Raw genomic sequence first — 15,563 nt, 5'->3', positions numbered from 1 at the left:
GCATTGTTAATAGAGAAGGAGATTTTACATGGCTCGTTTGACAATCAATCCGAATTATTCTTTGAAAGATTTGGGATGTGAAGTTCTGAACGCCGCGCGTGGCAGCGCGCTTGGGTCGCAAGATGACAAGGATGCCGCAGAACAGAAGATACAGGACATTCTGGCAGATAGCGGAAACCCGGCGGTCAAGTTTGTCTATGACACCAAAGATCTGGTTCATATCGTCATTCCGGATCTGAGCGACAAGAAGCCGGACCCGAACCCCGATCACGATTCATGGTGCTGCAGGCTGGCCTACGAAGCGATGGGCGGCATTGTTGTTTATGGGTGCGGATCCTGACCGCGGCATCGGCGTTCGCCTGAGGACATTTTGTGACTAAGGCAAAAGACAAGATCTTCCTGACCGGTCCGTTTCAGGTGATATGTAATGACGGTCAGGATGCTACACCGCGTAGCACCAAGGCAAAGGCGCTTCTCGCCTTGGTGTTACTGTCCAAAAACGCAGTGCGCAGCAGGGCGTGGTTGCAGGACAAACTATGGAGCCAAAGCTCTCCTTCCCAAGGAGCAGCTTCGCTTCGAAAAGAACTGAGTGTTCTAAGCAAACATCTAGCCAGATTTGATCTCGGTTTTCTTGAGGTTGGGCGCGAGAAGGTGTCAATCGATCTAAAAACGCTTGAAGTTGATCTGTTCGACGAACCGCTTCAACCAGATCGAGCCGAACTTTTGGAAGGTTTGGATGTTGCTGACCCCGAGTTCGAAGATTGGCTTACCGTTGAACGGCAGGCGTATTGGGAGATTTCCTTCGATGAAAACACCGCTGCTCCGCTAGGCGGACGTGGACCATCCCATTGGGCGCACCATCGACCGGCTATTGTTGTCGAACCCTTGGAGGTTGTTGGTGATAACCATGAGGTTGCCGTGGCTGCGGCTTCAATACGGGACGAGTTGCTTTTCTTGCTGGGGACACTTTCTGATGTGATCGAATTGCGCGATGCGCGTAGACAGGAAGGCCCTATAGATGGCTATGTTCTCAGCGGCAGCGTGGTCGGCGCAGAAGGCTTGCGGGTGGCAGCTCAACTGACTTCAACTGCGGATCAGGTTTGTCTGTGGACGCAACGATTCCGGTTTCGTGGGCAGGACACTTTTGACGCCGTCGAAGAGATTGCGATGAAAGTCGTCGAGGCTTTGCAATTGCGTCTGCGGGATGGCCACTGGTCCGAAATCTGGTCGGTGCGTTCAACATCAACCGAAGTTTGGACAGCGTTTCAAAACGGGCGAATTCAAGAAAGCTTCACGACCAAGGATGGTCTGTTTCGCGCCATTCGGCAATACGAAGCCTGTTTGCAGCGGGACCCGGATTATCTGCCAGCGCGTATCGCGATTGGCTTCTGCCGGTTGGACTTAATCCGTCTGGGCATGGACGATACACCCGTCCAAACCCTGGCCATTGTTGAAGCCGATAGCGCCTTGCTGCGGGAAAAGCACCCTACAGATCCCTATTGCGCCGCGCTGGAAGCCTTTACACACAACGTCGCGAGCCGAACAGGAAAGGCGTGCCAGTTGATGCGCACGGTGCTCGAGCGGTTTCACAGCAGTCCTGAACTGTTGGGGTATTACGGCGTGTTGCTGATGTATGATAACCGATTGAAAGAGGGAGTGTCAGTGTATCAGCAAGCGCTTGCGCTGACGCCGCACCCGCCGATTTGGATAGAGGCAAACCTTTCCATGACCTTGGCTTTGTCCGGAGACAATGCAGCGTGGCAGCATGCGCATAACGTCCTGCGGGTAGATCCCGGCAGCGTGCGTGCGCGGGTTGTGCTGTGTATGTTGTCGGCAGCCGCCGGGAACCAGTCCCTGGCCCGTCGACATGCCCGGCGCATTCTGGAATTGCAGCCGGGTTTCACCGCCGAGCGCTGGGCCTGGCCCGGCTGTTTCAAAAACAAGAAACACTACAATGAAGGCGCGCGGCTTTTGGCAACCGCCGGTTTGTGACCGGATTCAGCTTTCTTCCAGCACCTTGCGGGCCACGCGAAAACACTCCAGCGCCTGTGGAACACCGCAATAGATTCCGACCACGTGGATGATGGCGCGAATTTCTTCCTTGGTCACACCGTTGTTGATGGCACCCCGGCAGTGGATTTCCCATTCGTGCATTTTCCCCAGCGCGCCGATCATGGACAGGTTCATCATCGAACGCGTTTTGGCGTCGATCACGTCATCGCCCCAGCCAAAACCCCAGCACCAGGCCGTCATCGCCTCTTGAAAGGGGCGGGTGAAGTCATCGGCGGCGGCGAGATTCTTTTCCACATATTCCGCGCCCAGCGTTCCCTTGCGTTGTTCCAAACCTTTGAGGAACAGGTCTTCGTCAAAAATATCGGCCATTGCGGGTCTCCGGTGTGTCAGCGTGTCAGGCGGTGTTTGTAAAGGTGATCATAGTGGGGTTTCATCCGGCGGTGTACCTGCTTCACCCGGTCAGGCGCTTCCGTGATGTCGATATGCTTGCGCGGCTGCGGGGCAAGACCGGTCGATTTCGCAAGGTTGCCGTGGAACGATCCTCCGTCCCACCAACTGTGGGCGGATGGATTCCCGCCTGCTTCCCAGGTCAGGGCCTCTTCTATGAAGGGGACACCCACCGCCTCGCAGAATGCTTCGGTCATGCCATGGGGGTCTTCCAGCAAGTCATCGCTGTCAATCACCGGTGGTGGCGCGCCGTTCAGGGCTGTCAAAAGATCAAACAGCGCGCGCTGTTCCGGAAAGCCAACCTCGCCTTCGGCAAAATCCGGCCATTGCTTGTACATGGACGTGATGGTCTTGGCCGGATCACGGATCAGAAACGCATGGGTGAAATGAGACAGGAACCCGGCATCCCACATGTGGTTGATGTAATGCGGGAAGTCTTTGAGAAAGACCGGACCCTTTTCCGCCCGCGCCTGAACATCCTGCCAGACACTGTCCAGCGTCAGCCCCGGTGTCGTCACGTCCCCCGGCTGAAACCGGTGCCATAGCGGGTCTTCGCCCTGATACCACGCCTCGCCGAAGGGTTCGTGCAGACAGTCCAGATCTCCGCGTTGCCGCATCATCCACTCAAACGCCGTCGAGGTGGATCGGGGCACAGCCCATAGCGCGAGGATTTTGTGCATAGTGATGGCCTTTCGTTTCGTCACAAACGTTTCAGCAATTGCCCATGCGGCGTGTCGGGGGCGATGCCGAGGGATTTGAAGATGCGCCAGTACAGCGCGATGTCATGGCCAATCACCGGTTTGCCCAGCGCCGCCTCAAGCGTACCCGCCAGATGCAGCGGGCGTTGCGGCAGGCCACCAGGACCGGTGCGGAAATTGCACATGCCATTGATCAGGATCGCATCGGCTTGGGGCGCTTTATCGGCGACGTATTCAAAGCTCTTCAGTGCCAGATCGCCGTCAAATACCCAGCGGTAGGAATTGACCTCGTCCTGACTGTCGAACCATTCCTGATCGTGGAAATTGCCTGCCCAAACCACATCAAATCCGGCCTCTTGCAGAAACCCGACAGTGCCTTTCCACCATTCAGGCCAGTGATAGGCCGCGTTCAGCGCCACCTTTTCGATGTTCATCTCGCGCAGAGCCTCGACCATGGCATAGCCAGCCATGTGGAAACGGGTGCCATGCTTGTCGGACAGGTCTTCGCAATGCAGTCGCACGCCCTCGACCCCCAAACCGCAGGCGTGCACCCAGTTCGAGCCGACCTGACCGCAAACATCGACGCCGTTGCGGGACATACAATGCACGAAATCCTCAAGCATGCCGAAGTTTTGTTTCCGCTGATCCAACCCGTGCACATAGTCGGGCACATGCAGCATCCATCCATGCACGCCGACGGTTTCGGGGCACATGCGCAGAAAGTCCGTTGGTGCAGCATCGAAATCGAACGGGGGCGAGGTGAAACCAACCTGATGGGGGAACAGCTTGTGTTCGGGGTGCCAGTCTTCGGGCATCAACATCAGGACGCTCCCGGACTGCCGCTGTCATATTTGGGCAGATCGTCAGCAATGGTTAACCAGGGCAAACGTTCGGACCAGAAGACATGCGCCTGCGGGACATATGTTTGAGGATGATCCAGTGTAGCCGCGTATAGATGTGTTTCGATAGGCCAGCGGTGGCTTTCAAAACTGAGCGGAGTTCCGCATGTGGCGCAGAAGCCTCGTAACACGCCCGGCGAAGATTCCCTTATGGCGCGTTGCCCTGTCCACGCCACATCGTCACGTTTCATCCCAAAAAAACTAGTCATCGGGGACCCGGTGGTGCGCCGACAACTTTCGCAATGGCAATGTGCCCCCCATAACGGATCACCGCTTGCACTGTATCGTATCGCGCCGCAATGGCAGCCTCCTGTGAACTCAGCCATCTACAGCCTCCCGCATCCATTGCTGCAGTCTTGCGATCGAGTGTTCCGACATCACGCCGCAACTGGGATCCAGCACCAGCGGCCCGGGGCGGTAGCCGCGGGATTTCAGGCCGCGGTGAACGCTTTCGACAAGCTGTATGTCCTCCTCGACCGTGGTTTCGCGGTCCTGCACCGCCAGTTGCCGGATCACCGCGCTTTCCGATCCGCCCTCGGTGTACCAGCCACGCCAGACGGTGCAGTGGTCCGAGTCCACGGCGCGCCAGTGATAGGTGTTCAGCACATTGCCCGGGTAGCACTGGAACGAGAACATCGGCCACAGGAACCATGACTGATAATCGCCCGCGTGCGGCACTGACAGATCGATGGGATAGGTCATCTTGTCGAGGCTCTGACACTCGGTCGTATGGCGCAGGACGTAGCCACCGCCTGCGTCGGGTTGAATGTCATAGGTCTCGGGCTTGACCACGCCTTCGGCAAAGGTCGGGTGGTTGGTCGGGCAGTGGTAGCATTCCGAGTAGTTCTCGATGCTGACCTTCCAGTTGCAGTTTTCCGGAATCTCAACCCATTCCAGCGGTTCCAGATCGTCGATATGCGGGACGAAGGCGCGGATTTCCTCGCGCACACCGGGATACCACTCGTCCATCGGCGCGGCGTCGTCGTCGAGGTTGACGAAGATGAAACCGTTGAACACTTCGGTACGGACCGAGGTCAGGCAGATGGCGCTGCGGTCGAAACCGGGGACAGATTTGATGTTGGGACCGGCGCGCAGCTGACCGGACAGCTCATAGGTCCAGGCGTGGTAGGGGCAGACGACGACTCGGGTGTTGCCCGCACCGGTCACCATCTCATGCGCGCGGTGCTGGCAGACGTTATAGAAGGTGCGGATTTCCCCGTCGCGGCCACGGATGCAGAACAGGTTTTGCCCGGCGATCTCAAAGGCGAAATAGTCCCCCGATTCCCGCACCTGAGCCACATGGCCTGCAAACTGCCATGTACGGGCCAGAAGTCCCTGCATCTCCTGCTCGAAAACCGCAGGGTCGGTATAGTATCGGGCATCCAATGAGTGGGTCAGGGGTGCGTTCATTCGGGCTCCTCCGCGTAGAGGCCAAGTTGGTGTCTGCGTTGGTGAAACCGTTCCACCCGCTCGACGATCTCATCACTTGAAACGGTGATCACAAAGGACAGTAACGTTTCCAGCAAGGCGATGGTCGAAACGGATGACGGGAAGAATTGTGGGGTATCGGCAGCAACGACAAAGCCGTGCTGCGCGTTCAGGATGACTGGGCTGGCCGGGCTGTCCGAGATGCCAATGACTGTCAGCCCCTGCTGGCGCGCCAGCTTGATCGCGTCGATCACTTCGGTTCGATAGGGGTGGCAGGTGATCGCGATCAATACGTCCTGCTGGTCCGCCCATGCCAGATCATCCACCGGAGTTGATCCGGGGCGGGGAATCGCGTGGAACTGCTTCATGCCCGTCGAGGCCAGATAGGTGAAGTTGCGCGCGTTGGAATTGTTGACGCCCACGCCCAGAGTGAAAATCTGGCGGCAGTTCCAGATATCCTCGGCGGCGGATTTCAGGCTTTCAGCGCCGATCCCTGCGAAAGTTTCCTCGATATTGCGGATCGCGGCGCCGATCATATCGGCATAGAGCCCGCCAAGCTCCCCGGATTTGCCAATGTCCTGCAACCAGCGGGCGCGGTCCGGAAACGACACTGTGCCTCGTCGAATCGCGTCGCGGAACGGTGCGCGGAAATCCTCGTACCCTTCAAACCCCACCTGCCGCGCCATGCGCACGAACGTGTTGGGTTTGACATTGGCGGCTTCTGCAATCTCGCGCACGGTCGAAACCCCAACATCCGTGGGGTTTTCCAGCACGTAGCGCGCCGCCTTCTGCGCTTCGGGAGTAAGGGCGTCCCACTCCTGGCTCAGCCGGTCAAGTACGATGGATGATACATTTGTGTCATTCATGATTGACGATGGTACAAATGTGGAATTAGCCTGTCGAGCAGAAAAGCGACTCGGTAAGAGGAAAAATCATGTCCGAGAAGAATCTGCCGTCACATGCCCGCGTGGTCATCGTGGGCGGAGGTGTCATGGGGGTCGGTCTGGCCTATCATCTGGCGCATGAAGGGTGGGGCGATGACACCGTCCTGTTGGAAAAGGCTGAGCTGACCAGCGGCAGCACCTGGCACGCGGCGGGCCAGATCACGCATTCGACCTCGAGCTTTGGGCTGGGCAAATGCGTGGATTACAATATCGGTCTGTATTCCGGTCAGCTTGAGGCCGAAACGGGCCAGCCTGTGACATGGCATGGCTGCGGGTCCTTCCGTCTGGCCTATACCGAAGATGAGATGGACTGGCTGCGCCACACCCTGTCTGTGGGCCGGTCGCTGGGCTTCAACATCGAACTGGTCGGGCCGGAAAAGGTGGCCGAGTTGCATCCGTTCTATAACCTCGAAGGCGTGTTGGGCGCGCTGCATACCCCGGATGACGGCCATGTAGACCCAACCAACGTGACCATGGCGATGGCAACGGGCGCGCGACAGAAGGGCGTCCGCATCTTCCGCAACTGCCGCGCGACCAACATCACGCAGGCCGACAACGGCGAGTGGGTGGTTGAGACCGAGCAGGGCACCATCACCTGCGAGCATGTGGTGAACGCAGGCGGCACCTATGCCCGTCAGATGGGCGAATGGTCCGGGCTGCAACTGCCCATGACCTCGATGACGCACCACTATTTTGTGACCGAGCCGGTGCCCGAGTTCCAGAATCTGGACAAAGAACTGCCAGTGATCCGTGACGACCGCAAAGTCTCGGGCTACATCCGGATGGAGCAGCAGCGGGGATTGATCGGGATTTACGAGAAAGAGAACCCGAACTCGGTCTGGCACGATCACTGCCCCTGGGAATACGAGAACTGGTTGTTCGACGCGGATTACGACCGGGTGATGCCGTGGCTCGAGGAAAGCCTGAACCGGATGCCGATCTTTGCAGAGCTGGGCATTCAGCGTGACGTGCATGGCGCGATCTCACACCCGCCCGATGGCAACCCTCTGATCGGGCCTGCGCCGGGTGTTAGGAACTACTGGTGCTGCTGCGGGACGCAGATCGGCATCGGTTGGGGGCCAGGTCTAACCCGTGAGCTGGCGCGCTGGATGGTGCATGGCGCCGCCGATATCTCGATGCGCGAATATGACCCGCGCCGCTTTGGCAGCTATGCCACCAAGGACTGGCAGGTGATCAAGGCCGAGGAAGACTACTGCCTGCGCCACGAGATCCCGTTCCCGCATTTCAACCGTCTTGAGGGGCGTCCGATCAAGCCGTCGCCGCTGTATGAACTGCTGAAATCCAAGGGCGCGGTGCATGAAGAAGTCTATGGTTTCGAACGCCCCCGCTGGTTCGCGCGGGACGGTGTGGAGCAGCGCGACCACTATTCCTTCCGCCGGACACCAGCCGACGACATGGTCGCGGCTGAGGTCAAAGCGGTGCGCGAGAGCGTCGGCATCATGGATGTAACCGCCTTCACTAAGGTTGAGGTCTCGGGACCGGACGCTTATGCGATGCTGGACCGGCTGACCGCCAACCGGATGCCGCAAAAGGTCGGATCGATCACGCTGACACACATGCTGAACCGGCGCGGCCGGATCGAGCTGGAGACCACGATTGTCCGTATGGCCGAAGATCGCTTCTATCTGGTCTGCGCCGCCTTCTTCGAACAGCGCCTGCTGGATCATCTGACGCAGCAGCGCGCGGATGAGGATGTGCAGATCACCGCGCTGTCCGCCGACTGGTCGGCCCTGTCGCTGAACGGCCCCCGCTCGAGGGACGTGCTGGCGCGCTGCACCGATGCTGACCTGACCAATGCCGGGTTCCGATGGCTGTCGGCGCAGGAAGTCACCGTCGCGGGCCATAAGGTCTGGGCCTTCCGCATGTCCTATGCCGGTGAGCTGGGCTGGGAGCTGCACATGCCCAACGCCGCCTGCCTCGATGTCTACAATGCACTTTGGACAGCGGGTGAGCCGCATGGCATCACTGACTATGGCAGCTTCGCGATGAACGTGATGCGGATGGAGAAGGGCTTTAAGGGCGCGGGTGAATTGACCAACGAGGTCACTCTGGCCGAGGCCGACGTGCTGCGCTTTGCCCGCACCGACAAGGAGTATCTGGGTAAGGACAAGACCCTGAACACCGACCTGCCCTGGGTCTGTGCCTATCTGGAAATCGAACCGGATGGTGAGATTGACGGCCACGGTGGCGAAGCGGTCATGTTGAACGGTAAGGTCGTGGGCTCGACCGCTTCAGTGGCTTACGGGCACACGGTCGGCAAGATTCTGGCCTTTGCCTATGTCAAACCCGAAGCAGCCGAAGCCGGAACCGAGTTGGAAGTCGTGATCCATGGCAAGCCCCGCGCCGCGCGCGTTCTGGGTGAACCGGCCTATGACTCCGAAAGCCTGCTGCCCCGAACAGATGCAATTCTGGAGACCGCATAATGAACCTGCCCGATACAATGAAAGCCATGGTCACAATGGGCCATGGCGGTCTGGAACAAATGGTGCTGCACAAGGACTGGCCGCGCCCGCAACCCGCGGCCGGAGAAGTGCTGATCAAGGTCGCCGCCTGCGGCCTGAACAACACAGACGTCAACACGCGCTCGGGCTGGTATTCAAAGACCGTCACCGACGCGACGACCGGCGGCGCGTTCGAAGAAGTGGGTGAGGACGACCCCACATGGGGCGGCGCGCCGATCACCTTCCCGCGCATTCAGGGCGCCGATATCTGCGGTGAAATCGTGGCTGTTGGCGAAGGCGTCGACAGCGCGCGGGTTGGAGAGCGTGTCATCACCGACGGTTGGCTGCGCGACCCTGCCGACCTCTGCAACATGGACAAGACCGGCTATTTCGGTTCGGAACGCGATGGCGGTTTTGCGGAATACGCCACCACGCTGGCGGTAAACGCGGTACCGATCAACTCGGACCTGTCGGATGCGGAACTGGCGACGTTCTCCTGCTCCTATTCCACCGCCGAAGGGATGCTGACCCGCGCCAACGTCACCGACAAGGACACAGTGCTGGTGCCCGGCGCTTCGGGCGGCGTCGGCGGCGCTTTGGTGCAGCTGGCGAAACGGCGCGGGGCGCGCGTGATCGCAATGGCGTCAGAGGCGAAGCATGCCGATGTGGCCGAGCTTGGCCCCGACATGATCCTGCCCCGCGCGCCGGATAACCTGCGGGCCGCGTTGGGCGATGAAAAGATCACCGTGGTTGCCGATGTCGTCGGCGGCCCTTACTGGCCGAACCTGATCGACATTCTGGAGCGCGGTGGGCGGTATACCTGCTCGGGCGCAATTGCCGGGCCGATGGTCGAGTTTGACCTGCGCACCTTCTACCTGCGCGATCTGACCTTCACCGGCTCGACCGTGATCGACCCTCAGGTCATGCAGAATCTCGTGAAGTACATCGAGGCCGGTGAGATCAGGCCCGCGCTTGCGGCGACCTATCCGCTGGAGGAATTGCGTGAGGCGCAGGCGGCGTTCATCGCCAAGAAACACACCGGTAATATCGTGGTGACCCCATGACGCTGGATGACGTGCTGGAGGCCGCTCGGCAAATTCATAAGGCGTATCCCGATCTTGCGGATTTTGGCGCGTGGCCAACCGATCTTGCAAAATCCGAGTTGCAGCCGAACCACATCCCAGCAGCAGAGCTGGTACGGGAGACCGATCCCGTAGGCAACAACCTGACCGACGCGCTTATCGATGCGATCAAGGCGACCACACATCTGGCCCAATGGAAACATACCTATACCGAGGACGAGGTCGGTGCCGATTTCCTGAACCGGTATGGGTATTATGAGTTGTTCGGGCCCACCGGACACTATCACTCGACGCAGTTGCGGGGGTATGTCGGCTATTGGGGCGCGGGGCTGAACTATGGCTGGCACAGCCACCAGGCCGAAGAGATCTATCTGACCCTTGCAGGTGGTGCCCTCTTCAAGGTCGATGGCAACGAAGAATTCGTCGGCCCGGGCCAAACCCGCCAGCATGGCAGTTGGCAAAGCCACGCGATGACCACAACCGACCAGCCAATTCTGACCTTTGTCCTGTGGCGCGGGGCAGGAATGGGCGATTTACCACAGATGGATGCCGCATGAAGATCACCCGTATTCGCGTCTACCAGACCGGCCTGCCTTATGTGGGTGGGGCCTATGTCTGGGGTGCAGGCAACGCGATTGAGACCGCGATAGCCTCGGTCGTCGTGATCGATACGGATGCTGGCTTGCAAGGCTGTGGAGAGTTCACGCCCTGCGGCGAAAACTATATGGTGGCCCATTCCGAAGGCGTGGCGGCGCTGGCCCGACTGGTTGCACCGAAACTGCTGGGGGAAGACCCGCGGCAGGTGGGGCGCATCGAACAGCTCATGGACCATCTGGTGCAGGGGCACGGCTATGCCAAGGCCCCTTTCGATGCAGCCTGCTGGGATATTCTTGGCAAAGCCTGCAATCAGCCGGTCTGGATGTTGCTGGGCGGCAAGCTGACGGACGGTGCGCCGATGTATCGGGTGGCCCCGCAAAAAGCGGTGGATGAGACCGTGGCCGAGATGAACCGCTATCGCGATCAGGGCTATCGGCAGTTTCAGGTCAAGGTCGGTGGTGACTGGGCCACTGATATTGATCGTATCCGCACCACGGTGCCCCTGCTCAATCCGGGCGAAAAGGCGATGGCCGATGCCAATCAGGGCTGGCGCGTCGACAACGCCATCCTGGTGGCCCGCGCGACCCGCGATCTGGACTTCATTCTGGAACAACCCTGTCGCACCTACGAGGAATGCCAGCAAGTGCGCCGCGTGGCGGAACAGCCCATGAAGCTGGATGAATGCCTGACCGGCATGCAGATGGCGCAGCGCATCGTTGCGGATCGCGGAGCCGAGATCTGCTGCCTCAAAATCTCGAACCTTGGCGGACTCAGCAAGGCGCGGAGGGTGCGGGATTATCTGGTCGAAAACCGCATTCCCGTGGTCAGCGAAGATACCTGGGGCGGAGAGATCACCACCTCGGTCGTGGCGCATTTCGCCGCCTCGACACCGCCTGATTACCTACAGAACACGACGGATCTGATGAACTACAACACTCGGTCAACCGGGGTCGGCGGCCCGGTGGCACGGGACGGCAACCTCTACGCGCCCGACACGCCGGGATTGGGTGTGATCCCGGATTTCGAAAGCCTTGGTGCCCCGGTCGAGGAGTTCCGCCTATGAGGACGCAAGCCGCAGCAACCCAGATGATCGACGATGCCCGTGTGCGGGTGACACGGTTTGATTTCGTCCCAGGTGCAGAAACCGGCTGGCACCGTCACGCGATGGACTACGTCATTACCGCGATCACCGATTGCCACATGCGGCTGGAACTGCCCGACGGTTCAGTCAACGAGGTGACGGTTCCTGCCGGAACCGCCTATCGCCGCGACGAGGGTGTCGAACACAACGTAATCAATGCCGGGGACGCCCCAATGTCCTTTGTAGAAGTGGAACTGAAATGAAAATCACCCGAATCTCGGTCTATCACGTCGATCTGCCGCTGGAACATCCGTACTGGCTGTCCGGCGGGCGGCTGAAGTTCGAAGTGCTGGACGCGACGCTGGTCAAGATCGAAACCGATAGCGGCCTTATTGGCTGGGGCGAGGGCACGCCATGGGGGCATACCTACGTCCCCGCACACGGGCCGGGTATCCGCGCCGGGATTGAGACGATGGCGCCGTTTGTTCTGGGCCTCGATCCACGCCGGGTGCTGGATGTCGAACGGGCGATGGACACCGCGCTGCCCGGGCATCTCTATGCCAAAAGCCCGATCGATATGGCCTGCTGGGACATCGCCGGACAGGCGGCAAGCCTGCCTATTGCCGATCTGATGGGCGGCGGATCGCGGACACCGCGCCCGATTGCCTCTTCGGTCGGGGCCAAGACGGTGGATGAAACCCGCGAGGTGATGGAACGCTATCGCAGCCGCGGCTACGTCGCGCATTCGGTCAAGATCGGTGGCGATGTGGAACGCGACATTGCCCGCGTCCGTGACGTGGAAAGCATCCGGCGGCCGGGTGAGATTGTCTTATATGACGTCAACCGGGGTTGGACCCGGCAGCAGGCTCTGCGCGTGATGAGCGCCTGCGAGGACCTAAACGTCATTTTCGAACAGCCCGGCGAGTCGCTGGACGACATCGCGGCAATCTCGGGCCGCCATGCCTCGCCCGTATCGGTGGACGAAAGCCTTGTCACTTTGCAGGACGCCGCCCGCATCGCCCGCGACGGCCTGGCCGAGGTGTTCGGGATCAAGCTCAACCGTGTCGGCGGCCTGACCAAAGCGGCGCGGATGCGGGATATTGCGCTTGCTCACGGGATCGACATGTTCGTGATGGCCACCGGCGGCTCGGTTCTGGCCGATACCGAGGCGCTGCATCTGGCCGCCACCATCCCCGATGACAACTGCCATGCCGTCTGGGCCTGTCAGGACATGATCACCGTCGATATCGCCGACGGACGAGGACCGCGCAACATCGACGGCCATCTTCACCTGCCGGAAACCCCGGGACTTGGCGTTTCGCCTGACGAGGATGCCCTCGGACTCCCTGTCGCAACCTATGAGGCCCCGCAATGATCCGCCTCTTCATCTGGCCAAAAATATCCCGGGGGGTGAATTGGCTGCAGGCCAAGAGGGGGGCTGGCCCCCTTGCCAACCCAACTGCCACGCGCGACATTTCCAGAAGGCGACCGGAATGAAGATCACCAAGATAACGCTCTGGTCCGTCGATCTGACCAGCCACGAAACCTATCACATGGCCGAAGGCAAGACATGCGCCACGGTGAAATCCCATATCCTGTGCCTTGAAACGGATACCGGCTTGAAAGGCTGGGGCGAGGTCTGCCCGATCCCTCACTATCTGCCCGCCTATGCCGACGGTGTTCCGGCGGCTGTGACTGAAATGGGGCCGGAAATCCTGGGCATGGAACCGTTCGGTGTCGACGCTCCGATGCGCAAGCTGGACGGCTTCTTGCAAGGCCATCGCTATGCCAAGTCCCTGATCGACATTGCACTGTGGGACCTGTTCGGACAGGCCACGGGCCAGCCGGTCTACGCGCTGCTGGGTGGCCGCACGCGGAAGGACATGCCGCTTTACCATTCGATCACCTGCGTCGCCCCCGATGACATGGCACGGATCGCCAAGGTCGCGTTCCAGACCGGCATCCGCCAGTTTCAGGTGAAGCTGGGGGTCGAGGCCGATTGGCAGGCCGATACCGAACGCCTGATCAAAGTGCGCGAGGCCGTGGGGCCGGGGCCGCTGGTCTATGGCGACTGGAATTGCGGTGCATCGCGTCTGCAATCCACCCGGACGGGCCGGGCGGTGGCGCAACACGACGTCATGCTGGAGCAGCCCTGCAAAACGCTGGAAGACTGCGCTGCCGTGCGGCAGGCGACCGGCCTGCCGATGAAGATCGACGAAAACGCCCATGACCTGACCTCGCTGATACGCGCGCATGAGTTGGGCTGCATGGATGCGGTGGCGCTGAAGCTGTCCAAGTTCGGCGGGTTGTCGGCGATGCGCCGGGCGCGGGACCTGACAGTACATCTGGGGGCCGAGATTTGCGCCGAATGCACCTGGGGGTCGGATATCGTCACCGCCGCCTCGCTGCATTTCGCGGCCTCGACCCCGCACGGGTCGCTGATGAACACCTGTGATTTGTCCTCCTACGTGTCGCCGCGCCTCTGCCCCGATGCGCCCAACCGCGAAAACGGTCGGATTACCCCGCCCGAAGGACCGGGCCTTGGCGTGACCCCTGACCCGGATATCCTTGGCTCCCCAATATTGGAGATCGTGTAAAATGCTGAAAATCAACACACAATCCGAATGGATCGCTCGCGCAAATGACGTGCTGCCCGCCGGAGGTTTCGGCAATTTCGACCCCGGTATCATCATTGCCCACGGCGAAGGCAGCCGCGTCTGGGATGAAGATGGCAAGGAATATATCGACTATCTGATCGGCTCCGGCCCGATGCTGCTGGGCCATGGTCACCCCGAGGTGATGGAGGCCGTGCTGGAGCAATTGCCCAAGGGCATGACCTTTTTTGCTAACAATGCCAAAGGTATCGAACTGGCCGAGGCAATCATCAACGCAGTGCCTTGCTGTGAACAGGTTCGTTTTGTCGCTTCGGGCGGTGAGGCGGACATGTATGCGATCCGCCTTGCCCGCGCCTATACCGGGCGCAACAAGATCCTGAAATTCGAAGGCGGTTATCACGGCATGAGTGCCGAGGCGCAGATGAGCCTGGCCCCCAGCCGCCGGGTCAATTTTCCGCAGGCGGTGCCGGACAGTGCCGGTATTCCCGACAGCGTGGCCGAACAGATGCTGATCGCCCCGTTCAACGACCTAGGCGCCGTCGCGGCCCTGCTGGACGAAAATGACGACATCGCCGCGATCATGGTCGAGCCGCTGCAGCGGATCATTCCGCCCCTGCCCGGATATCTTCAGGGGTTGCGTGATCTGTGCGACAAACACAGCGTCCTGCTGATTTTCGACGAGATCGTCACCGGCTTCCGCCTCGCCTATGGCGGCGCGCAGGAGAAATACGGTGTCACGCCCGATATCTGCACTTTGGGCAAGATCACCGGCGGCGGCTTCCCTCTGGCTGCGCTGGGGGCCAGTGCCGAGATCATGAAGCACTTCAACAAGGCGCAGGTCGGGGAAGACGGCTGGCTGATGCAGCTGGGAACCCTGTCCGGCAACCCGGTGGCCTCGGTCGCGGGATTGAAGACCATGGAGATTCTGCGGCGTGATGGTGTGTATGACCAGCTACGCGCAACCGGGGCGGCGTTGCAGAAAATGCAGGTAGATGAACTGACCAAGGCTGGTATCCCGCATCAGGTTTGCGGGGACGAAACACTGTTCGACATCTACTTTACCCAAGCCGCCTGCCGGGATTATCGCAGTGCCAAGCATGACGATCCGAGCCGCAATGCACTCTACAACGATACGTTGCGCGCGCATGGGATATTCAAGTCCCCGGGCAAGCTGTACCCGTCGCTGGCGGTGACCGAAGCGGATCTGGAGCAGACCAGAGAGGCCGTGCGCCACGCCGTTGCTGCAATTTCCTGACTGCGGGTTGTGTGAAAGGTAAACGGGTCGCTGTTGAACCCA

General features: G+C 60.2%; 16 protein-coding genes. 10 read left to right on the top strand and 6 right to left on the bottom strand.

Annotated elements, in window-relative coordinates; all coding sequences use genetic code 11:
- Positions 1-28 precede the first annotated feature (28 nt).
- Both ACR0LF_RS08340 and ACR0LF_RS08335 read left to right on the top strand, forming a co-directional pair.
- Positions 29-340: a hypothetical protein gene (locus ACR0LF_RS08340; protein WP_480579556.1), complete on the top strand. Its 312-nt coding sequence runs from the start codon at positions 29-31 to the stop codon at positions 338-340.
- A 311-nt stretch (positions 341-651) separates the two neighbouring features.
- The gene (locus ACR0LF_RS08335) at positions 652-1,992 is read left to right on the top strand and encodes a hypothetical protein (protein ID WP_480579554.1); all 1,341 of its coding nucleotides are present in this window, start codon (positions 652-654) and stop codon (positions 1,990-1,992) included.
- 6 nt (positions 1,993-1,998) lie between these two features.
- Here the strand turns inward: ACR0LF_RS08335 and ACR0LF_RS08330 are convergent, their stop codons facing one another.
- The 6 genes from ACR0LF_RS08330 to ACR0LF_RS08305 are packed head-to-tail and all read right to left on the bottom strand — an operon-like array spanning position 1,999 to position 6,351.
- On the bottom strand, positions 1,999-2,382 hold the full coding sequence (locus ACR0LF_RS08330) for a carboxymuconolactone decarboxylase family protein (protein ID WP_480579552.1): 384 nt from the start codon (positions 2,380-2,382) through the stop codon (positions 1,999-2,001).
- A gap of 17 nt (positions 2,383-2,399) precedes the next feature.
- Positions 2,400-3,140 carry a sulfotransferase-like domain-containing protein gene (locus tag ACR0LF_RS08325; RefSeq protein WP_480579550.1) on the bottom strand — a complete coding sequence of 247 codons (741 nt, stop codon included), beginning with the start codon at positions 3,138-3,140 and terminating at the stop codon, positions 2,400-2,402.
- Positions 3,141-3,160: 20 nt separating this feature from the next.
- On the bottom strand, positions 3,161-3,979 hold the full coding sequence (locus ACR0LF_RS08320) for an aspartate racemase/maleate isomerase family protein (RefSeq protein ID WP_480579548.1): 819 nt from the start codon (positions 3,977-3,979) through the stop codon (positions 3,161-3,163).
- Complete coding sequence (locus ACR0LF_RS08315; RefSeq protein ID WP_480579546.1) at positions 3,979-4,383, bottom strand: GFA family protein; 405 nt, start codon at positions 4,381-4,383, stop codon at positions 3,979-3,981. The genes ACR0LF_RS08320 and ACR0LF_RS08315 overlap by 1 nt, the downstream gene beginning before the upstream one ends.
- Complete coding sequence (locus tag ACR0LF_RS08310) at positions 4,376-5,467, bottom strand: aromatic ring-hydroxylating oxygenase subunit alpha (RefSeq protein WP_480579544.1); 1,092 nt, start codon at positions 5,465-5,467, stop codon at positions 4,376-4,378. The genes ACR0LF_RS08315 and ACR0LF_RS08310 overlap by 8 nt, the downstream gene beginning before the upstream one ends.
- On the bottom strand, positions 5,464-6,351 hold the full coding sequence (locus tag ACR0LF_RS08305; protein ID WP_480579542.1) for a MurR/RpiR family transcriptional regulator: 888 nt from the start codon (positions 6,349-6,351) through the stop codon (positions 5,464-5,466). The genes ACR0LF_RS08310 and ACR0LF_RS08305 overlap by 4 nt, the downstream gene beginning before the upstream one ends.
- A gap of 68 nt (positions 6,352-6,419) precedes the next feature.
- Here ACR0LF_RS08305 and ACR0LF_RS08300 point away from each other — a divergent pair, with 68 nt between their 5' ends.
- The 8 genes from ACR0LF_RS08300 to ACR0LF_RS08265 all read left to right on the top strand — a co-directional run bounded on the left by ACR0LF_RS08300 (position 6,420) and on the right by ACR0LF_RS08265 (position 15,521).
- Positions 6,420-8,873: an FAD-dependent oxidoreductase gene (locus tag ACR0LF_RS08300; RefSeq protein WP_480579540.1), complete on the top strand. Its 2,454-nt coding sequence runs from the start codon at positions 6,420-6,422 to the stop codon at positions 8,871-8,873.
- Positions 8,873-9,955 (top strand): alcohol dehydrogenase family protein, encoded by a 1,083-nt coding sequence (locus ACR0LF_RS08295; RefSeq protein ID WP_480579538.1) that lies wholly within the window; start codon positions 8,873-8,875, stop codon positions 9,953-9,955. Before ACR0LF_RS08300 ends, ACR0LF_RS08295 begins: the two co-directional genes overlap by 1 nt.
- Positions 9,952-10,530 carry a dimethylsulfonioproprionate lyase family protein gene (locus ACR0LF_RS08290; protein WP_480579536.1) on the top strand — a complete coding sequence of 193 codons (579 nt, stop codon included), beginning with the start codon at positions 9,952-9,954 and terminating at the stop codon, positions 10,528-10,530. Before ACR0LF_RS08295 ends, ACR0LF_RS08290 begins: the two co-directional genes overlap by 4 nt.
- A complete protein-coding gene (locus ACR0LF_RS08285; protein ID WP_480579534.1) occupies positions 10,527-11,633 on the top strand; it encodes a mandelate racemase/muconate lactonizing enzyme family protein in 1,107 nt (368 codons plus the stop codon). The genes ACR0LF_RS08290 and ACR0LF_RS08285 overlap by 4 nt, the downstream gene beginning before the upstream one ends.
- Positions 11,630-11,914, top strand: a complete 285-nt coding sequence (locus ACR0LF_RS08280) for a cupin domain-containing protein (protein ID WP_480579532.1) — start codon at positions 11,630-11,632, stop codon at positions 11,912-11,914. The genes ACR0LF_RS08285 and ACR0LF_RS08280 overlap by 4 nt, the downstream gene beginning before the upstream one ends.
- Positions 11,911-13,026, top strand: a complete 1,116-nt coding sequence (locus tag ACR0LF_RS08275; RefSeq protein ID WP_480579530.1) for a mandelate racemase/muconate lactonizing enzyme family protein — start codon at positions 11,911-11,913, stop codon at positions 13,024-13,026. The genes ACR0LF_RS08280 and ACR0LF_RS08275 overlap by 4 nt, the downstream gene beginning before the upstream one ends.
- Before the next feature lie 118 nt (positions 13,027-13,144).
- Positions 13,145-14,248 (top strand): mandelate racemase/muconate lactonizing enzyme family protein, encoded by a 1,104-nt coding sequence (locus ACR0LF_RS08270; RefSeq protein ID WP_480579528.1) that lies wholly within the window; start codon positions 13,145-13,147, stop codon positions 14,246-14,248.
- A 1-nt stretch (position 14,249) separates the two neighbouring features.
- Positions 14,250-15,521: an aspartate aminotransferase family protein gene (locus ACR0LF_RS08265; RefSeq protein ID WP_480579526.1), complete on the top strand. Its 1,272-nt coding sequence runs from the start codon at positions 14,250-14,252 to the stop codon at positions 15,519-15,521.
- The last annotated feature ends 42 nt before the right edge of the window (positions 15,522-15,563 follow it).

The sequence above is a fragment of the Ruegeria sp. E8 genome (assembly GCF_056533985.1).
Note: the sequence above shows the minus strand (reverse complement) of the source record. Positions and strands in the feature narration are given on the sequence as shown.